This is a genomic window from Amycolatopsis methanolica 239 (genome assembly GCF_000739085.1).
Taxonomy (GTDB): Bacteria; Actinomycetota; Actinomycetes; order Mycobacteriales; family Pseudonocardiaceae; genus Amycolatopsis_E; species Amycolatopsis_E methanolica.
Genome location: NZ_CP009110.1, coordinates 3,648,321 through 3,670,827, shown reverse-complemented (window position 1 = coordinate 3,670,827; position 22,507 = coordinate 3,648,321). Strand labels below are relative to the sequence as shown.

The following is a 22,507-nucleotide window of genomic DNA, read 5'->3' as shown; positions in this document are numbered from 1 at the left end:
TTTCATGGTCTAGGACGCCGTTGATCACCAGCGCCGCGGCCTGGAAGAGAGGAGCATGTTGGCGGATCCCGGGGCGTCCTGCAGCAGCTTGGGCTCGGTGATCTCGTCCAGCACCGCCTCGCTCCACGTGGCGGACGCCGGGCCGGCGACCGGGCCGAACGCGGGGCCGCGCACCTCGTGCACGGTCCGTGCCAGCGCACCGAGACCGCGGTAGAAGTTGGTCCACTGTGGACGTGGGTACGATCGGAGCCCCTGTGGCGCCGGGATCCCGGGGAGGAAGGTCTGGAACACGTAGTCCCGCCCGGCGATGTCCCGCGTCCAGTCCGCGAACAACGTCTGGGGCATCAGGCTGGCGATCGGCGCGAAGAACGGCAGGCTCACGTGCTCGTTGCGCATCAGCTCCCGCTCGATGCGGAACTGCCGCCGGGGTTCCGGCGCCACCCGCAGGACAACCGCCTTCCGCGAGGGCAACTCCACCCGGTAGGTCGTGTTGTACAGACCCATTGTCGAGCTCCACCGCGGACACCGGCGGCACCCCGAACGCGCGCTGGGCCATCGCCACGACCTCACTGGCGGAAAGCGGTTGCTGGAACGACCCGGCAGGGCGCCCGATCGACCGCAGCTCCACTAGTCGCGGGGACGTTTGGGCATCAGGTCGTACAGCTTCTTCCGCGCGCCGTTGTCGTTCTCGTTGCGGGTTTGCGCTACCTGGGTGATGAAGTCCTCGAACACGAAGTCGTCCTCGGCGGGGATCGGGGCCGAAGGCTGCTGCCGCGCGAGGTGCCCGTCCAGCACCGCCGCGATTTCGCGGAAGGCGAACGCCTGGGTGGTCTCCGGTGCGAACGTCGTGACCGGCATGCCGCGCGCGGCGGCCTCGTTCATCACCACCCCGAGCGGCACGTGCGCCAGCAGCGGGTACCCAAACTGCTTGAGCTCCTCCAGCGCCGCCACCGCGTACCCCGACATCGGCCGCCGGTACAGGCCCGGCACCACCCCGAAATAGGGGATCGGCGGGCGGTTCAGCGCGGTCTGCACGTAGTACAGCTGGTCGTTGAGCAGCCGCAGCGCCCGGATGCTGGTGCGGTCCGGCTGCACCGGCACCAGGATGCCGTGCGTCGCCGCGAGGGCGTTGTTCGTCAGCACGTCCAGGGCGGGCGGGCAGTCGATGATGACGTGGTCGTAGTTGGCGAACTGCACGACCCGCGCCAGCTGCCAGCCTGGCACCCGGAACTGGTCGAGCCTGCGCACCAGGTCGAACATGCCGGGCGAGGTCGGGATCACGTCGAACGCGCCGCCGGGGCCGATGTTGCTGCGCCGGTGCGGCACGATCAGCTCCTCGACCGGCCCCTTCCACATCTTGGTGAGCGCCTTGGCCAGGCTCGGCGCCTGCGGGGGAACCTCCTCCAGGCCCAGCATCTCCGTGGTCGCGTGACCCTGCGGGTCGAGGTCGATCAGCAGCACCCGACGGCCGCGTTCGGCCAGCGCCGCGGCGGCCCCGACGCTCAGCGCCGTCTTGCCGACGCCGCCCTTCTGGTTGACCACCGAGGTGATCTGCACTCGAGCGCTCCCAGGTCAGTCGGTTCTGGCCGCAGAGTAGTGGATCTCGTGCGGCTCGCGGGGGACGGTCACGCCCGTCAGCGTGTCCGCACCATCAGCGCCTGTGCGCCGTGGCCCACCTGGCCCCGTACGTCGGACAGCGTGCTGGTGGCGGTGCCTACCCCGGACGGGCCGACCAGCGTGCGCGCGTCCAGCGCGATCCACTCGCCGACCGGTGCGCGCCGCAGGTGCACGGTCAGCTCGCTGTTGATGAACCACCACTTCGCCGGGTCCAGGAAGTTCGACGCGCCGTTGCCGGTGTCGGCGACCGCGAACAGCCGCTGCAGCGGCGTCGGCTTCTCCCCGGCCACCAGCTCGACCCGCTGCCTGCCCCACACCCACGCCGGGCCCGGCTCCGCGGGCGACCCCGCGATGACGCGCCACTCCATCGCGCCCAGGTAGCCGCCGCGGCCCCACGTGTCGGGCCAGGACGCCGGACGGCAGTCCTCGGGGGACGGTGGCGCCGGCTCCTCGGTGGCCACGTCCGTGGTGTCGGCCTCGGCGATCCGCCACGCCGAGGCCCGCGCGACTGCCCGCGTGCCGTCGTGCAGCTCAGCGCCGAGCAGCTCGACCGACCGGCCGGGACGCTCCACCCAGGACCGCAGCGACAGCTCGGTCAGCGGCGCCGGGCCGAGGATCTCCACGGTGACCCGCGCCAGCAGCCCCGGCCGCTCGGCGGCCAGGTTCTCCAGCGCGCGGGCGAGCAGCGCCGACGGCGGCCCGAAGTGCTGCGCCTCCGGCGTCCACGGCCCGGCCGTGTGCTCGGTCGGCTGGTAGCGGTCGCCGCCCAGCGGCAGGTAGAAAGCGTTCTCCGTCATCTCAGTCCGCTCGATCCAATGCTGTTTCCACACCCGGGTCCGGCTCCGGCCAGCCCGGGTACTCCGGCGGCGTGCCGCCGAACGACGGGCACAGCGACTGGTGCGCGCACCAGTCGCAGAGCCGGCTGGGGCTCGGCCGGAAGTCGCCGGTCTTGCCCGCTTTGAGGATCGCCTGCCAGATCGCCTCCAGCGTGCGCTCGAACCGGCGCAGCTCGGCCTCGTCCGGGGCGTAGGCGAGCGACTGGCCGTCGGTGAGGTACATGAGCTTCAGCTGGCGCGGCACCACGCCACGCAGCCGCCACAGCACCACGGCGTAAAACTTCATCTGGAACATCGCCTTGGCCTCGCCGATCTCGCGGGGCGCGGCGCCGGTCTTGTAGTCCACCACGCGGATCTCGCCGGTGGGCGCGACGTCCAGCCGGTCGACGTACCCGCGCAGCCGGACACCGGACTCCAGCTCCAGCTCCACGTGCAGCTCGCACGCCTCCGGGTCGAACCGGCGCGGGTCCTCCAGCTGGAAGTAGCTGTCCAGCAGCTTGGTCGCCGACTCCAGCCAGCCCTGCACGTCCTCGCCGTCGAACAACTCGGCCCACTCCGGGTTGTCGGCCGACAGTTCGCTCCAGGTGGGCGCGAGCAGCTCGCGGGCGCGATCCGGTTCGCGGTCGGTCTTCGGCAGCGCGAACAGCCGCTCCAAAACCGAGTGCACGAGCGTGCCGCGCAGCTGCGCCTTCGTCGGCACCTCCGGCAGCCGGTCGACCGCCCGGAAGCGGTAGAGCAGCGGGCACTGTTTGAAGTCGCTGGCCCGCGAGGGGGACAGCGCGGGGCGGCGCACGCCGAGCTGGGGATCCGTGGTCGCCGTCTGAGCCATACCCCGCACCCTAAACGAGGGGTCCGACAAGATCGCGACGCCGCGCGCCACGGCGGGTCACGGCCGTCTGACACCGCACGCTCTACCCTGTCCGGCATGGCCGCGACCGGCGAGCACGGAGGAAACCAGCCGAGGCGGGTGCTGACCACCGCCGACGGCGGCCTGCTGCTGTTCCGGGTCCAGGACGTGCCGGTGCTGCTCGCCCCGTCCTGGTGGGTCGGCTCGCTCGTGGTGGTCGTGCTCTACCAGCCGCTGGTCGACCGGCTCCTGCCCGGAGCGAGCGCGGCCACGTCGTGGGTGCTGGCGGCGGCGTTCGCCGTGCTGCTCGGCCTGTCCGTGCTGGCCCACGAGCTGGGGCACTGCGTGGTGGCGCTGCGGATGGGGATCCCGGTGCGGCGGCTGCGGCTGTTCCTGCTCGGCGGTCTGTCCGAAGTGGCCCGCACTCCGCGACGGCCGGGGCAGGAGGGGCTGATTGCTGCCGCGGGACCGGTCGTCTCCGTGCTGCTCGCGGCGTTCTGCGGTCTGCTGATGTTCGCCGTGCCGCCGGACGGCGCGGTGTGGCTGCTGGTCGCCGAGTGCGCCGTGGCCAACCTCGCGGTCGGCGTGTTCAACCTGCTCCCCGGCCTGCCGCTGGACGGCGGGCGCATGCTGCGCGCCGGGGTGTGGGCGGTCACCGGGCGCCGGGCCAGCGGCACGCGCGCGGCGGTGGTGGGCGGCGGGATCGTCGCGGCCGGGCTGCTGGTGTGGGCGACGGTCGGCATGGTCTCCAGCAGCGAGGACCGCTGGCTGCGGCTGGGTGTCTGCGTGGTCACCGCGTGGTTCGTCGCCGCCGGCGCCGCGTCCGAGCTGGCCGCCGACGCCAACCGCGGCTGGCCGGAGGGGCTCGCGGTCACCGAGCTGACCCGGCCGGTGCTGCAGCTGCCCGCGGAGAGCCCGGTGTCGGACGCGCTCGCGGCCGCGGCGGGCAGGGGAGTGGTGCTGGTGCGCGCGGACGGCGTCGCGGCCGGCCTGCTCGACGAGGGCGCCGCCGAGCGGCTCGCCGAGACCTCGCCGCAGGCCCCGGCGGAGCTCGCCGCGGAGCCGATCCGCGCCGAGACCGTGCTGCTCGCCTCCGAACCGGGGGAGGAGATCGCCGAGCGGGTGCGCGAGACCGCCGCGTGGCAGTTCCTCGTGGTCGACGACGAGGGCCGCCCGGCCGGGGTGCTGCGCCGGGAGGACCTGCGCTCGGCGCTGTCGGCCCGCCGCGTCCGCTGACCGGCGGGTCTGCGAAGATCGAGCGCTGCGATCGCGCGAGTTTCGAGGAGTCAATCAAGTGCAGGTGAGCGGGCCGTTCCGCCCGGGCGACAGGGTGCGTCTGACCGATCCGAAGGGGCGGAACTACACGCTGGTGCTCGCCGAGGGGGAGGAGTACCACACCCACCGCGGCGCGCTGAAGCACGACGACCTGATCGGCAAGCCGGAGGGTTCGGTGATCACGTCCGGCGGCGGCACCGCCTACCTGGCGCTGCGGCCGCGGCTGGCGGACTACGTGCTGTCCATGCCGCGCGGCGCGCAGGTGATCTACCCCAAGGACGCGGCGCAGATCGTGATGTGGGGCGACATCTTCCCGGGCGCGCGGGTGCTGGAGGCGGGCGCCGGGTCCGGCGCGCTGACCTGCTCCCTGCTGCGCGCGGTGGGCCCGGAGGGCAGCGTGCTGTCCTACGAGGTGCGCGAGGACCACGCCGAGCACGCGGTCAAGAACGTGGAGCGGTTCTTCCGCGAGCGGCCGCCGAACTGGACGCTCAAGGTCGACGACCTCAAAAATCACGAGGGCGAGGTCGACCGGGTCATCCTGGACATGCTGGCGCCGTGGGAGGTGCTCGACACCGTCCACCGCAGCCTCGTCCCCGGCGGGGTGCTGGTCGTCTACGTGGCGACGGTGACCCAGCTGTCGCGCGTCACCGAGGCGCTGCGGGAGATGCAGGGCTGGACCGAGCCCGAGTCGTGGGAGACCCTCGTGCGGCCCTGGCACGTGGTGGGCCTGGCCGTGCGCCCGGAACACCGGATGGTCGGGCACACCGCCTTCCTGCTCACCACGCGCAGGCTGGCCGACGGGGTGACCCCGCCGCGGCCGCAGCGCAGGCCGAGCCGCGGCTGAGGTCCTCCGTCAGGTCCGGTCGCCCAGGTAGCACCACACGCCGCCCTCGTTGGCGAGGCCGAGCTCGAAGTCGTTGGTGCCGCCGGGGCCGACCGCGTGCACCGGGACGTAGGCGGTGTCGCCGGAGACGTCCGGGCTGCCGGTCACGGTGACGGTGATGCCGGACGGGATGTCCGGCACCGACTGCGGGCGGCTCGCGCACACCATCGACTGGATGGTCGCCTTGTCCCCGGTGCTGTACGCGGTGGCGATCGCCTGCGCGGTCTCCTCCGGCGTGGACTTCCCGCCCGGCGCGGCGGTGCCCTTCGGCGCTGAGGTCGGCGGCGGCGTGCGCGAGCTGCTGGGCGCCTTCTCGCTGGAGCTCGCCGGCGGGGCGGCGCTCGTGCTGGGGGCGGCGGAGTTGTTGTCGTCGCCACCGTTCAGCAGCAGGATCGCGGCGACCGCGCCGCCGATGACGACCACCGCGGCGATCGCGATGCCGACGATCAGGCCGGTCTTCTTCTTTGGCGGCTCACCGCCCGGCCCGCCCGGGAACTGCTGCGTCGCGTGGGAGTCGGCGTAGGGGTTCTGGCCGGACTGCTGCGTGCCGCCGGGGAACCCGGGCGGCGGCGTCCGCGGGTAGCCGGGCTGCCCGCCCTGCGGGTACCCGGGCTGCTGGGGCCCGCCCTGGGGATGCCCGGGCTGCTGGGGGTAGCCGCCGCCAGGCTGCTGCCCGTAGGGGCGCGGCTGGCCCTGCTGCCCGTAGGGGTCTTGCTGCCCGTAGGGCCCAGGCTGTTGCGGCGGGTAGGTCATGATCGGGTTACCCCTTCTCGGATGGGTGGGCTCAGGACTCGTCGACGCACCAGTTCGACCCCTGTCGTTTCAGCGGCATCTTCGCATTCTGCTGGTCGCCGTTGTAACGCAGCGCGACCGGCACCTTGGCGGTGTCGCCGGTGATCTCGGCCGGGCCGGAGATGGTGGCGTGCAGCTCGGTGGCCGCGTCCCACTGGGACTGCAGCGCGGACACCTTGCTGTCGGTGGCGCCGCCGCAGGTCAGCGCGGCGTACCGGCTGGCGCTGCGGGCGTTCATGGCGTCCACGACCTGCTGGGCGACGCTGTCCGCGCCGCCCGTGGCGCCACCGCCGGCGGCGGTGGACGCGGACGAGCGGGACGACCGGGACGACGGCGCGGTGGCGGTCGAGGAGTTCGCGCGCGCCGTGGGGCTCGCGGCGGACGAGGAGCCCGCGGCGGCCGTGGTGGTGCCGCTGTTCTCGTCGTCGCCGCCGAGGGTGAGCACCAGCGTGACGGCCACCCCGGCGACCACGACCACGGCCGCCGCGATGCCGGCGATCAGCCCGGTCTTCTTCTTCGGCGGCTCACTGCCCTGGCCGCCCCCGGCACCGAAACCCGGAGCTCCGAACTGCTGCGTCGCGCCGGGGAACCCGGGCGCCGGGGTCTGCGGGTGCGGCGGCTGTTGCGGCTGCTGGGGAGCGCCCTGCGGCGGGTAGGGCTGCCGCGGTCCGCCCTGCGGGTGCCCGGGCTGCTGCCCGTACGGGCCCGGCTGTCCGTAGGGGCCTCGCGGGCCCTGCGCCCCGTGGGGGCCGGGCTGGCCCGGGCTGTGCGGCGGGTAGGTCATGGACGGCCGTCTCCTCGTTCACGTCGGGTGTCTGCCTGCCTTCGACGCGCCGAAGCGGCATCCGGTTTCTCCCCGGACGCGAACCGGGGCTGTAACGCGAGCGATCGTAGCGCCGATACCGGACAACTCGATCTTGGACACCGGGCGTGGCGGCCCGCGATCCGGTGCGGCGACGTGAAAACCGCCCGGTTTGAAGAAGGAGGAGAAGGGGAAGACGCCCTGTGAACGTCCTGTAAAGCCTTGGTTGGGTGGTCGTGACATGAGTGAATCGCTCACCGCCCGGATGGCCGCTATTGGTGGCCGGGTGGCTACTGTCCGTAGTGTTTCGAGCGGTTCGCCGACCGCCCGCCGGGACGCCTGTGAAACGGTTCCGTCCGGGTTCGTGATGCGACGCGCCGATCCTGTAATGCGGATAGGGCTTTTCATGTCGGTGATCGCCGGTACCGTGGGTTAAAAGCACTCCGAGGAGGTGCCGACATGCAACACGACCTTCCCGGAGGTCGGCACGAGGACGCCGACCCTTCAGAGATCAGTGGAGCTGGAACGACGCCGGACGAGCAGGCGCGGCAGGTCCGCTTCCTGGAAGAGGAAGTGGCTCTGCTGCGGCGGAAACTAACCGAATCACCCCGTCAGAACCGTGTGCTGGAACAGCGCCTCGCCGAGGCGTCGGAACGAGTCGCCCAGCTCACGGAGCGGAACAACAAGCTCGTGGAGACCCTCCGCGAGGCGCGGGGGCAGCTCCTCGCGCTGCGGGAAGAGGTCGACCGGCTCGCCCAGCCCCCCAGCGGGTACGGCGTGTTCGTCGCGGCGTACGAGGACAACACCGTGGACGTGTTCACGGCGGGCCGCAAGATGCGGGTGTCCGTCTCGCCCGCGGTGGAGGTGGACTCCCTCCAGCGCGGTCAGGCGCTCCGGCTGAACGAGGCCCTGACCGTCGTCGAGGCAGGCGACTTCGAGCTCACCGGCGAGGTCTGCTCGCTGCGCGAGGTCCTGACGCCGGCCACGGAGGGCGGCAGCGCCCGCGCTCTCGTCGTCGGTCACGCCGACGAGGAGCGGGTGGTCTGGCTCTCCGACCCGCTGGCCGCGCAGACGCTCAAGCCGGGCGACTCGCTGCTGGTGGACTCGAAGGCGGGCTACGCCTACGAGCGGGTGCCGAAGGCCGAGGTCGAGGACCTCGTGCTGGAGGAGGTCCCGGACGTCCGATACGAGGACATCGGTGGTCTCGGGCGGCAGATCGAGCAGATCCGCGACGCGGTGGAACTCCCGTTCCTGCACGCCGACCTCTACCGGGAGTACGAGCTGCGGCCGCCCAAGGGCGTCCTGCTCTACGGCCCGCCCGGTTGCGGTAAGACGCTGATCGCGAAGGCGGTCGCCAACTCGCTGGCCAAGAAGGTGGCCGAGGCGCGCGGGGACGGCGATTCGAAGGACGCCAAGTCCTACTTCCTCAACATCAAGGGCCCGGAGCTGCTCAACAAGTTCGTCGGCGAGACCGAGCGGAGCATCCGCCTGATCTTCCAGCGGGCTCGGGAGAAGGCCTCCGACGGCACGCCCGTGATCGTGTTCTTCGACGAGATGGAGTCGATCTTCCGCACCCGCGGCAGCGGTGTCTCGTCGGACGTGGAGACCACGATCGTGCCGCAGCTGCTGGCCGAGATCGACGGTGTCGAGGGTCTGGAGAACGTCATCGTCATCGGCGCCTCCAACCGCGAGGACATGATCGACCCGGCGATCCTGCGGCCGGGCCGGCTGGACGTGAAGATCAAGATCGAGCGGCCGGACGCCGAGGGCGCGAAGGACATCTTCTCCAAGTACCTGACGCCGGGGCTGCCGATCCACGCCGACGACCTCGCCGAGTTCGGCGGGGACGCGCAGGCCACGATCGACGCGATGATCCAGAACACCGTCGAGCGGATGTACGAGGAGACGGACGAGAACCGGTTCCTCGAGGTCACCTACGCCAACGGTGACAAGGAGGTCCTGTACTTCCGCGACTTCAACTCGGGCGCGATGATCCAGAACATCGTGGACCGGGCGAAGAAGGCGGCGATCAAGTCGGTGCTGGAGACCAAGCAGCCCGGTCTGCGGGTGCAGCACCTGCTCGACGCGATCGTCGACGAGTTCGCGGAGAACGAGGACCTGCCCAACACCACCAACCCGGACGACTGGGCCCGGATCTCGGGCAAGAAGGGCGAGCGGATCGTCTACATCCGCACCCTGGTCACCGGGAAGAACCAGGAGTCCGGCCGCGTCATCGACACGGCCACGAACACCGGCCAGTACCTGTAACCGCAGGGGAGCCAGGGGAGGCCGCCGATCCGTCCGGGTCGGCGGCCTCCGCCGTGTCAGGGGCGCGCCGCGCGCCGCCCCGCCCAGCAGGCGAGCAGCAGGCCGCCGGCCACGACCAGCGCGGACCCGATCATCAGGGGCACGTTCGGCCCGGCGCAGGACACCGAGTCCGGTGCGCAGCTGCGGAACGGCCCGCCCTGTCCGCTGGAGTCGTACCGCTGCGCGGAGAGCAGGAACACCAACACCGCGATGCCGTGCACGGGGGAGAGGAGGACCGTCACGGCGACCGCGGCCGCGCCGCCGCGGAGCCGCCGGATGATCTTGTCGGGCACGTGGTCAAGACGCTTCGCGACGGCTCCGGTTGCCCGGCGTGTCGTACCCCGACGGCCGTATAACGACCTATACTGCGCGCCATGACCGAGCCTGCGGCCGAAATCCGCGCCCCGATCACCGAGGCCGACGTCCTGGCCTGGCTCGAGGAGACCGCCCAGGCGGTCCGCGCGCACGCCGTCCCGCCGGAGGAGCTGATCCGGTTGCTGGGGGAGTTGCGGCGCGCGTCGGCGGCCTGCGCCGACGCCTCGGACTGGGTGCTGCTGGCCGCGCGGGAGGAGGGGGCCAGCCTGCGCCAGATCGCGCCGGTCTTCGGCAAGGGCTATGTGCGGGCGCCTGCGGCGCGGCTGGAGAAGCTGCACCGGCAGGCGCTGAACTCCGAGCAGTGGCTGGAGATCCTCCGGCAGCGAGCATCAGGCGTATAACGACCTATACGTGGCGGCTTTTGGCCAAAAACCACCGCTGGCCCGCTCCCCGGGCACCCCACAAAACCCGCACGGAAAGGACACTCCCCTGCGAATCGGACTCGGCCTGGCGGCCCTCGGGCGGCCCGCCTACATCAACCTCGGCCGGAGCAGCGAGCTCCCGGTCCGGCGGGACGTGCGGACGATGCGGGAGGCGACGTTTGCGGTGCTCGACGCGGCGTACGCGGCCGGTGTGCGGTGGATCGACGTCGCCCGCTCCTACGGCCGGGCCGAGGAGTTCCTCGCTGGATGGCTCGCCGAACGCGGCCACGCGGACCTCACCGTCTCCAGCAAGTGGGGCTACACCTACGTCGGCGGCTGGCGCATGGACGCCACGATGCACGAGGTGAAGGAGCACTCGGCGGGCGTGTTCTCCCGCCAGTGGACCGAAAGCCGCTCGCTGCTCGGCAACGCCATCAACCTCTACCAGGTGCACTCGCTCACCGTGGACAGCCCGCTGTTCACCGACGAGGCGCTGCAGCGGGCGCTGGCGGCGCTCAGCGACGACGGCGTGCGCGTCGGGTTCTCCACCTCCGGGCCGCGGCAGTCCGAGGTGATCCGGCGGGCGTTCGAGCTGGAAGTGGCCGGGCGGCCGGTGTTCTCGGCCGTGCAGTCCACCTGGAACCTGCTCGAACCGTCGGCGGGTCCCGCGCTCGCGGAGGCGCACGCGGCGGGGAACCTGGTGCTGGTCAAGGAAACCCTTGCCAACGGCAGGCTGGTGGTCAACCCGCCACCCGCGATCACCCGCCTGGCGCGACGCTACGGAGTCGGCGCGGACGCCGTCGCGATCGCCGCGGTGCTGGCCCAGCCGTGGGCGGACACGGTCCTCATCGGCCCGTCCAGTCCGCAGCAGCTGGCCGCCAATCTCGCTGCCAACGGCGTCGACCTGCCACGGGGCGAACTCGCGGCGCTGCGGCCGCTGGCCGAGCCGCCGGAACGGTACTGGGATCGGCGATCCTCGCTGCAGTGGCAGTGAAGGCTTCGACTAATCTCAGCGCCCACAACGCATACTGAAGGGAACGTCACCGTGCGTCATGGAGGGATGGTGGTCCTGGCCGCGGTCGTGCTGACCGGGCTCACCGGGTGCGCGGATCGCCCGAACGACCTGGAGACCTACTACGACAAGCCGGCGGACGCGACGACGCCGGTGACGACGCCGTCGGCCTCGCCGAGCGTCTCGGTCGGCCAGGCGGCGGAGCTCACCCCGGTGAACCACATCGCCGAGGACGTGGCGGCGGCGGTGCTCACCAAGAGCGACCTGTCGGGCGAGGGCGTGCGGGAGGCGGCGGCCCGCGCTGCCAACGGATCCTGTTTCGACGCCGTGCCCGCCGGGGACCCGCGCGGCTCGACCTGGCTCTACAACAGCGGTTCCTCGCTGACGCAGCAGGTCACCGGCTACCTCGACCGCACCGCGGCCGAGGTGCTGGCGCAGGTCGACTGCGACGGCACGGCCCTGACGGTCACCCGCCCGGCCGGCGCGGAGGCCGCGCGCGCCTGGTGCGACGGCACCACCTGCACGTTGCTGCTGGCCGGCGGGCATGTGCTGTCCGGCCTGCAGGTCACCGCGAGCACGCAGAACAGGGCAGCGGAAGCGGTGAAGGGCCTGGCGTCGGTGGCCGCCGGGAAGCTGCCGCGGAGCTGACGCCGGGCCGGAAAAGGGCTATGTGCGGCGGAACCACTCGCGGATCGCGTGCCTGCCGTCGGGCACGAAAGGGCTTTCCGGGTCGTCTGCCCACGTTCGCAGCTCGTCCAGGGGCATCCACCGGCCGGAGACGATTTCCTCCGGCTGGTGCACGACCGGTCCGTCCCAGCGGGCCTGGTAGGCGAAGTAGTGGCAGCGGAGTGGCGGCTGCTCGAACGTGAACGTAAACAGGGGTCGCAGGGGTACGCCGCGCACGCCCAGTTCCTCGGCCAGCTCCCGTTCCGCGCCCTCGGCGGGGGTTTCGCCCGCGGCGACCACGCCGCCCGCCCAGCAGTCGTACAGCCCGGGGAAGACGTCCTTGTCCGGGGAGCGCCGGTGCACGTACACGCGGGAGCCGTCCCCGGAGCGCACCAGGACCAGCGTCGCGGCGTGCCATAGGCCCTGTTCGCGAATGTCGGCGCGGCGCACCCGGCCCACGACCGCGCCCGCGGCGTCGTAGTGGGCGACCATTTCCTCAGCACTGCTCACCATCCCCGACAGCATGGCAGAACCAGGTGCTTTACCTGGTCGCAACCGGTGGCCCACTCACCGTTGCCGCCCGCGACCCGTAGGCTTGGGACATGCGGCGGATCATGGGAACCGAAGTCGAGTACGGCATCGCCGTGCCGGGCGACGCGACGGCCAACCCGGTACTGACATCGACGCAGGTCGTGCTGGCCTACGCGGCGGCCGCGGACATCCCGCGGGCGCGCCGCGCGCGGTGGGACTACGAGGTGGAGTCGCCGCTGCGCGACGCCCGCGGGTTCGACCTGGCAGGGCCCGGCGGGCCGGGGCACGACCCGGACGTGGAGGACCTCGGCGCGGCCAACGTCATCCTGACCAACGGCGCCCGGCTCTACGTCGACCACGCGCACCCGGAGTACTCGGCGCCCGAGGTGACCAACCCGCGGGACGGGGTCATCTGGGACAAGGCGGGCGAGCGGGTGATGGAGGAGGCCGCGATGCGGGCGGCCACCGTGCCCGGGCAGCCGGTGTTGCAGCTGTACAAGAACAACGTGGACGGCAAGGGGGCCAGCTACGGCACCCACGAGAACTACCTGATGGCCCGGTCGACGCCGTTCACCTCGGTGATCGCGGGGCTGACGCCGTTCTTCGTGTCGCGGCAGGTGGTCACCGGCTCGGGCCGGGTGGGCATCGGTCCGCAGGGCGAGGAGGCCGGCTTCCAGCTGTCGCAGCGTTCGGACTACATCGAGGTCGAGGTCGGCCTGGAGACGACGCTGAAGCGGGGGATCATCAACACCCGCGACGAGCCGCACGCGGACGCGGACAAGTACCGGCGGCTGCACGTCATCATCGGCGACGCGAACATGGCCGAGTACTCGACGTACCTGAAGCTGGGCACGACGGCGCTGGTGCTGGACATGATCGAGGCCGGTCAGCGGTTCGACGACCTGAAGCTGGACGAGCCGGTGCGGGCGGTGCACCAGATCAGCCACGACCCGACGCTGAAGACGAAGGTGGCGGTGGCGGGCGGCCGCAAGTACACCGGCCTTGACCTGCAGTTCGCCTACCACGAGCTGGCGGCGGCGCACCTGGAGCGCACAGGCGGGGACGCGATGTCCAAGGAGGTGCTGCGGGTCTGGGGCGAGATTCTGGACGCGCTGGCGCGGGACCCGGCGGAGTGCGCGGACCGGCTGGACTGGCCCGCGAAGCTGCGGCTGCTGGAGGGTTACCGGCAGCGGGACAACCTGGGGTGGGCCGCGCCGCGGCTGCACCTGGTGGACCTGCAGTACTCGGACGTGCGGCTGCAGAAGGGCCTGTACAACCGCCTGGTGGCGCGTGGCTCGATGAAGCGGCTGGTCACCGAGGAGGAGGTGCAGGCGGCGATCACGAACCCGCCGGAGGACACGCGCGCCTACTTCCGCGGGCGGGCGCTGGAGAAGTACGCGACGTCGATCGCGGCCGCGTCGTGGGACTCGGTGATTTTCGACGTGGGCAAGGAGTCGCTGGTCAGGATCCCGACGCTGGAGCCGTTGCGGGGCACGAAGGCGCACGTCGGGCGGCTGCTGGACGAGTCGGAGACGGCCGAGGAACTGGTCGAGGCGCTGACGGGTTCCGACTGACCGCAGCGGGAAAACCACCGATTGTCGTGGTCTCTGGGTAGGCTAGGGACAAGACTCACCGGGAGGCGAGATGGCTCAGGAGAAGATCGAGAAGCACGGTGGCGGCGGCTCTGACGACGAGGTCGAGGGTGGCGCCCCGGCCGGCCAGGAACGCCGCGAGAAGCTGGGTGAGGACGTCGACACGATCCTGGACGAGATCGACGACGTGCTCGAGGAGAACGCCGAGGACTTCGTACGCGCCTACGTGCAAAAGGGCGGCGAGTAACCGCTCAACCGCGGCCACTAGGGTGGTCGCACCGAGTAGCTTGTAGTGCCGGCTGTCGCGCTTCCGCGGGTGTGGTGCCCGCGGGAGCGCCACACTTCGTCGATGGGAACCACGAGCACGTATGGAACACACCTCGGGCCCCACGGGCTCCGCGCTGCCCGCTGCCTTCTTCTCGAGCACGACGTCGTCGTTCGCCGAGTTCCTCCGCATGCAGGCGCCTGACCTGCTGCCGGGGCGCCGGCAGCTGCCCAATTCCGGCGCGGGTGAGCTGGACGCGCCGCACGGCACCACGATCGTGGCCGTGTCGTTCTCCGGTGGCGTGCTGATCGCCGGTGACCGGCGGGCGACGTCGGGGAACCTGATCGCGTCGCGGGACATGGAGAAGGTGCACGTCACCGACGGTTATTCCGCGGTGGGCATCGCGGGCAGCGCCGGGATCGCACTGGAGCTGGTGCGGCTCTACGCGGTCGAGCTGGCGCACTACGAGAAGATCGAGGGCGTTCCGCTGTCCCTGGACGGCAAGACGAACAAGCTCGCCACCATGGTCAAGGGCAACCTGGACGTGGCGATGGCGGGCCTGGCGGCGCTGCCGTTGTTCGTCGGCTACGACATCGAGGCCGACGACCCGAAGCGCGCCGGGCGGATCGTGTCCTACGACGTGACCGGTGGCCGGTACGAGGAGCGCGCGGGCTACCACGCGATCGGGTCGGGGTCGCTGTTCGCGAAGTCGGCGCTGAAGAAGCTGTACGACCCGGAGGCCGACGAGGAGACCGCGGTGCGCACTGCGGTGGAGTCGCTGTACGACGCGGCCGACGACGACAGCGCGACGGGCGGGCCGGACCTGGTTCGCCGGATCTTCCCGACGCTGGTGACGATCACCGCCGAGCGTGGCGCGGTGCGGCTGCCGGACGAGCAGGCCGCCGCGGTGGCGGAGGCGGTCGTCGCGGGCCGGGCCGAGCAGGCCACCCACGGCCGGACCTGATCCGCGCGGTCGCCGTAGCCGAACTTCCCTCCCTTCGAGCATTCTTGGAGCCTCACCGTGACGATGCCGCTGTACGCCTCTCCTGAGCAGTTGATGCGTGAGCGCTCGGAGCTCGCGCGCAAGGGCATCGCGCGCGGCCGAAGCGTGGTCGTGCTGAAGTACCGCAGCGGGGTTCTGTTCGTGGCGGAGAACCCGTCGACGACGCTGCACAAGATCTCCGAGATCTACGACCGGATCGGGTTCGCGGCGGTCGGCCGGTACAGCGAGTACGAGAACCTGCGGGTGGCCGGGATCCGGCACGCGGACCTGAAGGGTTACCAGTACGACCGCCGGGACGTGACGGCGCGTGCGCTGGCGAACGCCTACGCGGCGACGCTGGGCAGCATCTTCACCGAGCAGCTCAAGCCGTACGAGGTGGAGCTGTGCGTGGCGGAGGTGGGGTCGGTTCCGGAGGAGGACCAGCTGTTCCGGCTGACCTACGACGGTTCGATCTTCGACGAGCCGCGGTACGTCGTGACCGGTGGCCAGACGGAGCCGGTGGCGAACAAGCTGAAGGAGATCTACGAGGACGGCCTGGAGCTGCGGGACGCGCTGAAGGTCGCGCTTGACGCGCTGCGCGCGGTCAGCAACAACGGGGACAGCGCGCCGTTGAAGCTGGAGGTCGCGGTGCTGGACCGGGAGCGGCCAGGGCGCAAGTTCCGGCGGATCCAGGGCGCCGCGCTGGACGCGTTGCTGCCGGAGCAGCCGGCCGAGTCCGCCGGGGACGCGGAGGAGAAGCCTGCGGACGGTGAGACGCCGCCGGCGAGCTGAGCTCGGGTGCGGGGCCCTCGGACTTCGGTCCGGGGGCCTTTCGCATTTCCGGGTGGTGTGCGGGGCGATGGCGGCTGCCGCGCAGTGTCGCCCGGGGCCGGCCCGGGAGCGCGTGGGCGTCGTGAATGCGGCCCGCGGCCGGGGGCGGACGACACTGATCATCGCGGCCGCGCGGGCTCGGCTTCCCCGGTGCGGTGGGCGGGTTGGGCCTGGCTTGCCCGGCGCCACCGCGATGCGGCGTGGCGCGTGGGGGCGGCTCCGGCGCGCCGCGCGGTGTTGCCGGGGGCCGCGTGACCATCGTCAGTGGCGGCACGCAGCCTCGGAATGGACCACACTGATCATCGCGGGCGGGCGGCGCAGGTCCGCGCCCTTCGGCGCCCGTGCGCGATGGAGCTCGTCAGGGGCGCCAGTGGGCGGGCCGGTCGAGCCCCTCCGGGAGGCGGGTCGTGCCGTCGCCCTGGGCCGCGTTCACCTGGGCCTGCGTGAGGAAGAGGCTGCCGGTCAGGTCGGCGCCCGCGAGGTTGGCCCCGCGGAAGTCCGCGCCGATGAGGTCGGCCTGGCGCAGGTTGGCGCGGCGGAGGTTCGCGCCGATGAGGTAGGCGCCGCGCAGGTTGGCGGCCCGCAGGTCGGCGCCACGCAGGTTCGCGCCGATCAGGTCGGCTCCGCGGCGGTTCTTGCCGCGCTTGCCGCGGACCAGTTCGCTGGCCCGCAGCAGCAGGGCGCTCACCTGTTCGCGGTGGCCGGCGACGTCGAGCCGGACGAGGTCGGCGGGATCGCTTCCGGCCATGCGGTCGGTCTTCTCGAGGGCGGCGCGCAGGTCGTCGTGGACGGGGCGGGCCGCGGGCAGGGCCAGGGCCTGGGTGAGGTGGAAGAGCAGTTCGTGCAGTTGCCGCATCACCGGGAAGGCGGCGAACATGGCCTCGCGGGTTTCCGGTGCCCGGCGCCAGTCGCGGCCGCCGAAGGTCTCCTGGGAGATGCGCTGCCCGGCGCCGAAGCAGTCGAAGACGGTGCAGCCGGTGAAGCCCTCGTCGCGCAGGCGGGCGTGGATGCCGCAGCGGAAGTCGCCGAGCAGGTTGCGGCACGGGGTGCCCGCGTCCTTGTCCACGGCGAAGTCGGCGGAGGCGGCGAAGGGCAGCGCCACGCAGCACAGGCCGAAGCAGTTCGCGCAGTCGGCTCGCAGCGCCGCGTTGCCGGTCACGGTTTCGGATCACCCCTGTCGCAGTCCGGAACGACTCTATCGGGTGGCCCGGGCCACAACGTGGGAAACCCCTGGTGACAGCGGTGTCCCGGGTGATCCGGTGCGTGGTGCGACGCTCGCTCGGCGTGTCGCCGCCCGAACGGCGCACCGCGCCGGGGCCAAAAGCGCCTAGCATTGAGAGATGCAGCGGCGGATTTTTGGCATCGAGACCGAGTTCGGCGTCACCTGCACGTTCCACGGGCAGCGCCGGCTCTCGCCCGATGAGGTGGCGCGTTACCTGTTCCGGCGGGTCGTGTCGTGGGGGCGCTCGTCCAACGTCTTCCTGTCAAACGGCTCCCGGCTCTACCTGGACGTGGGATCGCACCCCGAGTACGCGACGGCCGAGTGCGACGACCTGGTGCAGCTCGTCACGCACGACAAGGCCGGTGAGCGGATCCTCGAGGACCTGCTGGTCGACGCGGAGCGGCGGCTGGCCGACGAGGGCATCGGCGGGGACATCTTCCTGTTCAAGAACAACACCGACTCGGCGGGCAACTCCTACGGCTGTCACGAGAACTACCTGGTGACGCGCGCGGGTGAGTTCTCGCGGATCGCCGACGTGCTGCTGCCGTTCCTGGTGACCCGTCAGCTGATCTGCGGCGCGGGCAAGGTTCTGCAGACGCCGCGGGGCGCGGTGTACTGCCTGTCGCAGCGGGCCGAGCACATCTGGGAGGGCGTCTCCAGCGCCACGACCCGGTCGCGGCCGATCATCAACACGCGGGACGAGCCGCACGCCGACGCCGAGCGGTACCGGCGGCTGCACGTCATCGTGGGTGACTCGAACATGGCGGAGCCGACCACGCTGCTGAAGATCGGCACGGCGAACCTGGTGCTCGAGATGATCGAGCAGGGTGTGCAGTTCCGGGACTTCACACTGGACAACCCGATCCGGGCGATCCGGGAGATCAGCCACGACCTGACGGGGCGGCGCCCGGTGCGGCTGGCAGGCGGGCGGGAGGCCTCGGCGCTGGACATCCAGCGCGAGTACTACGGGCGCGCGGTGCAGCACGTGCAGGCCAACGATTCGGGCCCGACGGCGCAGCGGGTGGTGGAGCTGTGGGGCCGCGCGCTGGACGCGGTGGAGCAGCAGGACTTCAGCAAGATCGACACCGAGATCGACTGGGCGATCAAGCACCGGCTGGTGGAGCGGTACCGGGCGAAGCACAACCTGGACCTGTCCAGCCCGCGGGTGGCGCAGCTGGACCTGGCCTACCACGACATCCGGCGCGGGCGGGGCCTGTTCGACCTGTTGCAGCGCAAGGGTCTGGTGCGGCGGATCACCGACGACGGGGAGATCGAGGTGGCCAAGGACACGCCGCCGCAGACCACGCGGGCGAAGCTGCGGGGCGATTTCATCGCCGCCGCGCAGGCCGCCGGTCGGGACTTCACGGTCGACTGGGTGCACCTCAAGCTCAACGACCAGGCGCAGCGGACCGTGTTGTGCAAGGACCCGTTCCGCGCCGTGGACGAGCGCGTCGACCGGCTGATCAGCTCGCTGTGAGCGGGTTCGAGCAGGCGTGGCGGTCCTGGCACGCCGAGCGGGAGCGTGCGCTCGCGGAGCCGCACGGGTGGCTGAGCATCACAGCGCGGCACTGGCTGACGCCCGAGCCGCAGCGGTTCGACGGCATCCCGGGCACGTGGCGCGAGGATGGTGACGCCGCGGTCGTGGTGGTGGATCCGGACGAGGAGTTCGGGGTGTCCGGCACGACGCGGTTCGAGCTGGTCAACAGCGGGCCGGGTGAGATGGTCAAGGCCGGTGACCGGGTCGTCGAGGTGGCGCGGCGCAGCGGGTACCTGCTGCGGTTGCGGGACCTGGCGGCGCCGGTGCGGGCGGCGTTCCGCGGGGTGCCGGCGTACGAGCCGGATCCGGCGTGGGTGCTGCCCGGCCGGTTCGAGCCGTACGACGAGCCGCGGCCGGTGACCGTCGGGGCGGTCGTGGAAGGACTGTCGCATGTGTACTTCTCACCTGGCGTGCTGCGGTTCGCCTACCGCGGCGAGGAGTTCGCACTGACCGCGTTCAACGGCAAGGGCGGCGCGGCGTTCTCGGTGCTGTTCACGGACGCGACGTCCGGTGTGACGACGTACGCCGCGAACCGCAGCCTGGCGGTCGCCGGGCCGGACGCGGACGGGCGGGTGGAACTGGACTTCAACCGGGCCGTGAACCTGCCGTGCGCGTTCATCGACCTCGCGACGTGCCCGCTGCCCCCACCGGAGAACCGGTTGCCGTTCCCGGTGGAGGCGGGCGAGCAGATCCCGTGGGAGCGCCGTTAACGCGCCGCGGCGGGTTGTTTCGCCGACTCGCTGACGCCGATCCGCTCGTGCAGGCGGCGTAGCGGTTCCGGTGCCCACCAGGCGTAGCGGCCGAGCAGCCGCATGCCCGCGGGCAGCAGGACGCCACGCACGAGGGTCGCGTCGATGAGGATCGCCAGGCCGGTGCCGATCCCGAACATCTGGATGAAGCTCACGCCGCTGGTGCCGAAGGCGAACACGCTGACCGCGAGCAGCAGCGCGGCGGCCGAGACGATGCGCCCGGTGCGGGACAGTCCGTGCACGACCGCTTCGCGCGGGCCGAGCCCGTGGTCGTGGGCTTCCTTGATGCGGCTGACGACGAACACCTCGTAGTCCATGGACAGCCCGAACGCGATGCAGAACAACAGCATCAGCATGCTGGTGTCCAGCGGCAGCGGGGTGAAGCCGAGGAACCCGGCGGCGAAGCCCTGCTGGAAGACCAGCACCATCATGCCCATCGTGGCGGACAGGCTGAGCAGGTTGAACAACAGCGCCCGCAGCGGCTGCAGCACGCTGCCGGTGAACAAGAACAGCAGGATGAACGTGGTGACGGCGATCAGGCCGGCCGCGACGGGGAGCCTGCTGCCGATCGCGTCCTTGCTGTCCACCAGCGCGGCCGCGTCGCCGCCGACCGCGACGTCCAGCCCGGGCGGCGCGGGCAGTGCGCGGACCTCGGCGACGACGGTTTCGGCTTCGGCGGAGCGGGAGTCGGCGGCGGTGACGACGGACAGCTTCTGCGCGGTGGGCGTCCCGAGCGCCGGGTTCGCGGGGCCGTCGGCCCGTCCCTGGCTGAAGCCGCCCGCGCTGGAGGACACGTGGGCGGCGCCGTCCAGTTCGGACAGCCGGCCGGCGTAGCCGGCGATCGTGGCCGCGTCGGGTGTGCCGAGCGCGACGACCTCGATGGCGCGGCTGTCGTTGGCCGGGTAGTGCGCGCGCAGCTCGTCGCCGACGACGCGGCTGGACGCGGTGTCCGGCAGGACTCGTTCGTCCGGGGTGCCGAACTGGACGCCGAGCAGGGGAGTGGCGGCCGCGACGAGCACGACGAGCACCGGGACGACGGCCAGCGCGGGCCGTTTCATCGCGAAGGCGGCGACCCGGCCCCAGAACGCGGATACCGTGCTCGGGGTGCGGCCGCGGGCCCAGGGCAGGCGGGCGGCGTTCACCCGCGGCCCGAGGACGGTCAGCAGCGCGGGCAGCACGACCACCGCGGCGAGCATGGCGATCACGATGACGCCGATGCCGGCGTAGGCGTAGGAGCGCAGGAAGTACTGGGGGAACAGCAGCAGCGCGGCGAGTGCGACGGCGACGGTGGCGGCGCTGAAGCTGATCGTGCGCCCGGCGCTGGCGACGGTGCGGATCACGGCGGTGTGGGTGTCGGCGCCGGTGGCGAGTTCCTCCCGGAACCGGCTGACCATGAGCAGGGCGTAGTCGATGCCGAGGCCGAGCCCGAGCGCGGTGGTCAGGTTGATCGCGAACACCGACACGTCGGTCAGCGAGCCGAACACCGACAGTTCGGCGAACGTGCCCAGCACCGCGATACCGCCGACGACCAGGGGCAGCAGGGCGGCGATGACGCCGCCGAAGACGAGGAACAGCAGAACGAGGATGATCGGCACCGCGATCATCTCGGCGACCAGCAGGTCGCGGCTGACCTGGTCGTTGATGTCGAGGCCGACGACCGCGCCGCCGCCCGCGGTGACCGTGACCAGGCCGTCCTCGCCCTGGTAGCGGTCCACGATGGCCTTGACCGCGTCGGCGGAGGTGTCGGCGGGCTGGGTGACGATCAGCGCGGAGCGACTGTCGTCGGCGCGCAGCGGCGGGGCGCCGGTCGCCCAGTAGGAGGTGACCGATTCCAGGGCCGGATCCGCGGCGAGGCGTTCGGTCAGGGCGGCGCCCGCGGCGCGAGTGGCGGGGTCGTCGACGGTGCCGTCGCGCGCCTGGACGAGGAACAGCAGGTTGTCCTCGCCGCCGAAGTGCTGTTCGGCGAGGGCTGTGGCGCGGCTGGAGTCGGAGCCGGGGTCGTCGAACCCCTGCGACTGGAGCTTGCCGAACGCGGTCATGCCGAGGACAGCGGCGCCGGCGAGGAGGACGCCGGCGACGACGAGGACGAGCCGTGCGTGGTCGGCGGCGAACCGGCCGAGCCGAGCGAACATGGGATCCCCTCGAATGTTGACGGGCGCAAACTTGGCACCCGTCAACTTGCCACCGATGTGCACGGGTGTCAACATCGGGCTGTGAGCTCCTCAGCGCCCGTTCGAACCGGCTACCACCACGGCGACCTCCGCAATGCCCTCATCCACGCCGCCGCCGAACTCGCCCAGGCCGGCGGTCCATCTTCGGTGACCATCCGGGCAGCCGCGCGGGCCGTCGGCGTCACCCCGACCGCCGCCTACCGGCACTTCGCCGGGCACGAGGAGCTGCTGGAGGCGGTCAAGACGCGGGCGATGGAACTGCTGACCGCGGCGATGAACGAAGCGCTGGACCGGCTGGACCCGGCCGACGACCCGGCCGAACGCGGACTGAGCCGCCTGGCCGCGATCGGGCACGGGTACTTCACGTTCGCGCTCGCCGAGCCCGGGTTGTTCCGCACCGCGTTCGCCGGCGGGATCTCGCCGATGCCGCCGCTGTCCGACGTCGAGGAGTCCAACCCGTTCCGCAAGCTGGTCGACGCCATCGACGACCTGGCCGCCGCCGGATACCTGCCCCCGCGGCGCCGCCCGATGGCCGAGTTCGCCGCGTGGGCGTCCGTGCACGGCCTGGCGATGCTGCACCTGGACGGCCCGCTGTCGGCCACCTCGCGCGAGGCCCGCGAACTCGCGCTGGAGCGCACGATCGAGATCATCGCCGAGGGCCTCGGCGGGGTGGCGCTCCCGGACCACCTGAGAAAGACATTGAGCCGCGTCGCCCGTGGCGGTTGAGCCCGAGCAGGCCTGCCCCGGCCAAGTGCTCGGCGACTGAAAAACCGCGTCTCGTCGCGGTGTGGGTGGGTACCTCGTGAAGATCCTGGGCGCGCCGGGGTGGACCTCGGCGACTCGATCACCAGTG

General features: G+C 71.8%; 23 protein-coding genes. 13 read left to right on the top strand and 10 right to left on the bottom strand.

Annotation, left to right across the window (positions count from 1 at the left end; genetic code table 11):
* Positions 1-24: 24 nt before the first annotated feature.
* The 4 genes from AMETH_RS17815 to AMETH_RS17800 form a co-directional block, all read right to left on the bottom strand.
* Positions 25-504 (bottom strand): phosphotransferase family protein, encoded by a 480-nt coding sequence (locus tag AMETH_RS17815; protein WP_017982478.1) that lies wholly within the window; start codon positions 502-504, stop codon positions 25-27.
* A gap of 123 nt (positions 505-627) precedes the next feature.
* Positions 628-1,557, bottom strand: coding sequence for a ParA family protein (locus AMETH_RS17810; protein WP_017982477.1), 930 nt, complete (start codon positions 1,555-1,557; stop codon positions 628-630).
* Between the two features lie 77 nt (positions 1,558-1,634).
* Entirely contained in the window at positions 1,635-2,414 is a 780-nt protein-coding gene (locus AMETH_RS17805) for a thioesterase family protein (RefSeq protein WP_017982476.1), read from the bottom strand.
* A 1-nt stretch (position 2,415) separates the two neighbouring features.
* On the bottom strand, positions 2,416-3,282 hold the full coding sequence (locus AMETH_RS17800) for a RecB family exonuclease (protein ID WP_017982475.1): 867 nt from the start codon (positions 3,280-3,282) through the stop codon (positions 2,416-2,418).
* A gap of 96 nt (positions 3,283-3,378) precedes the next feature.
* Here AMETH_RS17800 and AMETH_RS17795 point away from each other — a divergent pair, with 96 nt between their 5' ends.
* Positions 3,379-4,536: a site-2 protease family protein gene (locus tag AMETH_RS17795; protein ID WP_085929363.1), complete on the top strand. Its 1,158-nt coding sequence runs from the start codon at positions 3,379-3,381 to the stop codon at positions 4,534-4,536.
* Between the two features lie 58 nt (positions 4,537-4,594).
* Positions 4,595-5,419, top strand: a complete 825-nt coding sequence (locus AMETH_RS17790) for a tRNA (adenine-N1)-methyltransferase (RefSeq protein ID WP_017982473.1) — start codon at positions 4,595-4,597, stop codon at positions 5,417-5,419.
* 9 nt (positions 5,420-5,428) lie between these two features.
* Here the strand turns inward: AMETH_RS17790 and AMETH_RS17785 are convergent, their stop codons facing one another.
* Together AMETH_RS17785 and AMETH_RS17780 are read right to left on the bottom strand one after the other, a co-directional pair.
* Positions 5,429-6,211 (bottom strand): flagellar basal body-associated FliL family protein, encoded by a 783-nt coding sequence (locus tag AMETH_RS17785; protein ID WP_017982472.1) that lies wholly within the window; start codon positions 6,209-6,211, stop codon positions 5,429-5,431.
* Positions 6,212-6,242: 31 nt separating this feature from the next.
* Positions 6,243-7,034 (bottom strand): hypothetical protein, encoded by a 792-nt coding sequence (locus tag AMETH_RS17780; protein ID WP_017982471.1) that lies wholly within the window; start codon positions 7,032-7,034, stop codon positions 6,243-6,245.
* Between the two features lie 477 nt (positions 7,035-7,511).
* On the opposite strand from AMETH_RS17780, the gene arc reads away from it, so the two are divergent.
* A complete protein-coding gene (gene arc, locus AMETH_RS17775; RefSeq protein ID WP_026153131.1) occupies positions 7,512-9,320 on the top strand; it encodes a proteasome ATPase in 1,809 nt (602 codons plus the stop codon).
* A 56-nt stretch (positions 9,321-9,376) separates the two neighbouring features.
* On the opposite strand, the gene AMETH_RS17770 is transcribed toward arc, so the two are convergent.
* Positions 9,377-9,652: a hypothetical protein gene (locus AMETH_RS17770; protein WP_017982469.1), complete on the bottom strand. Its 276-nt coding sequence runs from the start codon at positions 9,650-9,652 to the stop codon at positions 9,377-9,379.
* An 81-nt stretch (positions 9,653-9,733) separates the two neighbouring features.
* Between AMETH_RS17770 and AMETH_RS17765 the strand changes: the two genes are divergently transcribed.
* The 3 genes from AMETH_RS17765 to AMETH_RS17755 all read left to right on the top strand — a co-directional run bounded on the left by AMETH_RS17765 (position 9,734) and on the right by AMETH_RS17755 (position 11,756).
* On the top strand, positions 9,734-10,075 hold the full coding sequence (locus AMETH_RS17765) for a hypothetical protein (RefSeq protein ID WP_017982468.1): 342 nt from the start codon (positions 9,734-9,736) through the stop codon (positions 10,073-10,075).
* Positions 10,076-10,259: 184 nt separating this feature from the next.
* A complete protein-coding gene (locus AMETH_RS17760; protein WP_017982467.1) occupies positions 10,260-11,090 on the top strand; it encodes an aldo/keto reductase in 831 nt (276 codons plus the stop codon).
* A 66-nt stretch (positions 11,091-11,156) separates the two neighbouring features.
* A complete protein-coding gene (locus AMETH_RS17755) occupies positions 11,157-11,756 on the top strand; it encodes a hypothetical protein (RefSeq protein WP_017982466.1) in 600 nt (199 codons plus the stop codon).
* An 18-nt stretch (positions 11,757-11,774) separates the two neighbouring features.
* Here AMETH_RS17755 and AMETH_RS17750 read toward each other — a convergent pair whose 3' ends face one another.
* On the bottom strand, positions 11,775-12,284 hold the full coding sequence (locus AMETH_RS17750) for an NUDIX hydrolase (RefSeq protein WP_026153129.1): 510 nt from the start codon (positions 12,282-12,284) through the stop codon (positions 11,775-11,777).
* A gap of 92 nt (positions 12,285-12,376) precedes the next feature.
* Here AMETH_RS17750 and dop point away from each other — a divergent pair, with 92 nt between their 5' ends.
* The 4 genes from dop (at position 12,377) to prcA (ending at position 15,936) form a co-directional block, all read left to right on the top strand.
* Positions 12,377-13,879 (top strand): depupylase/deamidase Dop, encoded by a 1,503-nt coding sequence (gene dop / locus AMETH_RS17745; RefSeq protein WP_017982464.1) that lies wholly within the window; start codon positions 12,377-12,379, stop codon positions 13,877-13,879.
* Between the two features lie 70 nt (positions 13,880-13,949).
* A complete protein-coding gene (locus tag AMETH_RS17740; protein WP_017982463.1) occupies positions 13,950-14,144 on the top strand; it encodes a ubiquitin-like protein Pup in 195 nt (64 codons plus the stop codon).
* A 121-nt stretch (positions 14,145-14,265) separates the two neighbouring features.
* Positions 14,266-15,126 (top strand): proteasome subunit beta, encoded by an 861-nt coding sequence (prcB, locus tag AMETH_RS17735; protein WP_017982462.1) that lies wholly within the window; start codon positions 14,266-14,268, stop codon positions 15,124-15,126.
* A 57-nt stretch (positions 15,127-15,183) separates the two neighbouring features.
* Positions 15,184-15,936 (top strand): proteasome subunit alpha, encoded by a 753-nt coding sequence (gene prcA, locus AMETH_RS17730; RefSeq protein ID WP_017982461.1) that lies wholly within the window; start codon positions 15,184-15,186, stop codon positions 15,934-15,936.
* Positions 15,937-16,333: 397 nt separating this feature from the next.
* On the opposite strand, the gene AMETH_RS17725 is transcribed toward prcA, so the two are convergent.
* A complete protein-coding gene (locus AMETH_RS17725; protein WP_017982460.1) occupies positions 16,334-17,134 on the bottom strand; it encodes a pentapeptide repeat-containing protein in 801 nt (266 codons plus the stop codon).
* 181 nt (positions 17,135-17,315) lie between these two features.
* Here AMETH_RS17725 and pafA point away from each other — a divergent pair, with 181 nt between their 5' ends.
* Together pafA and AMETH_RS17715 are read left to right on the top strand one after the other, a co-directional pair.
* Positions 17,316-18,674, top strand: coding sequence for a Pup--protein ligase (gene pafA / locus AMETH_RS17720; RefSeq protein WP_017982459.1), 1,359 nt, complete (start codon positions 17,316-17,318; stop codon positions 18,672-18,674).
* The gene (locus AMETH_RS17715; RefSeq protein WP_017982458.1) at positions 18,671-19,444 is read left to right on the top strand and encodes a DUF1684 domain-containing protein; all 774 of its coding nucleotides are present in this window, start codon (positions 18,671-18,673) and stop codon (positions 19,442-19,444) included. Before pafA ends, AMETH_RS17715 begins: the two co-directional genes overlap by 4 nt.
* Here AMETH_RS17715 and AMETH_RS17710 read toward each other — a convergent pair.
* On the bottom strand, positions 19,441-21,615 hold the full coding sequence (locus tag AMETH_RS17710; RefSeq protein WP_017982457.1) for an MMPL family transporter: 2,175 nt from the start codon (positions 21,613-21,615) through the stop codon (positions 19,441-19,443). The genes AMETH_RS17715 and AMETH_RS17710 overlap by 4 nt on opposite strands.
* An 81-nt stretch (positions 21,616-21,696) precedes the next feature.
* On the opposite strand from AMETH_RS17710, the gene AMETH_RS17705 reads away from it, so the two are divergent.
* On the top strand, positions 21,697-22,380 hold the full coding sequence (locus AMETH_RS17705) for a TetR/AcrR family transcriptional regulator (RefSeq protein WP_026153128.1): 684 nt from the start codon (positions 21,697-21,699) through the stop codon (positions 22,378-22,380).
* Positions 22,381-22,507: the final 127 nt, after the last annotated feature.

Coding starts and splice junctions, on each gene's coding strand:
- AMETH_RS17815 (WP_017982478.1), bottom strand. CDS start 504: ATGGGTCTGTACAACACGACCTACCGGGTGGAGTTGCCCTCGCGGAAG.
- AMETH_RS17805 (WP_017982476.1), bottom strand. CDS start 2,414: ATGACGGAGAACGCTTTCTACCTGCCGCTGGGCGGCGACCGCTACCAG.
- AMETH_RS17800 (WP_017982475.1), bottom strand. CDS start 3,282: ATGGCTCAGACGGCGACCACGGATCCCCAGCTCGGCGTGCGCCGCCCC.
- AMETH_RS17795 (WP_085929363.1), top strand. CDS start 3,379: ATGGCCGCGACCGGCGAGCACGGAGGAAACCAGCCGAGGCGGGTGCTG.
- AMETH_RS17785 (WP_017982472.1), bottom strand. CDS start 6,211: ATGACCTACCCGCCGCAACAGCCTGGGCCCTACGGGCAGCAAGACCCC.
- AMETH_RS17780 (WP_017982471.1), bottom strand. CDS start 7,034: ATGACCTACCCGCCGCACAGCCCGGGCCAGCCCGGCCCCCACGGGGCG.
- arc (WP_026153131.1), top strand. CDS start 7,512: ATGCAACACGACCTTCCCGGAGGTCGGCACGAGGACGCCGACCCTTCA.
- AMETH_RS17765 (WP_017982468.1), top strand. CDS start 9,734: ATGACCGAGCCTGCGGCCGAAATCCGCGCCCCGATCACCGAGGCCGAC.
- AMETH_RS17760 (WP_017982467.1), top strand. CDS start 10,260: ATGCGGGAGGCGACGTTTGCGGTGCTCGACGCGGCGTACGCGGCCGGT.
- AMETH_RS17755 (WP_017982466.1), top strand. CDS start 11,157: ATGGTGGTCCTGGCCGCGGTCGTGCTGACCGGGCTCACCGGGTGCGCG.
- dop (WP_017982464.1), top strand. CDS start 12,377: ATGCGGCGGATCATGGGAACCGAAGTCGAGTACGGCATCGCCGTGCCG.
- AMETH_RS17740 (WP_017982463.1), top strand. CDS start 13,950: ATGGCTCAGGAGAAGATCGAGAAGCACGGTGGCGGCGGCTCTGACGAC.
- prcB (WP_017982462.1), top strand. CDS start 14,266: ATGGAACACACCTCGGGCCCCACGGGCTCCGCGCTGCCCGCTGCCTTC.
- pafA (WP_017982459.1), top strand. CDS start 17,316: ATGCAGCGGCGGATTTTTGGCATCGAGACCGAGTTCGGCGTCACCTGC.
- AMETH_RS17710 (WP_017982457.1), bottom strand. CDS start 21,615: ATGTTCGCTCGGCTCGGCCGGTTCGCCGCCGACCACGCACGGCTCGTC.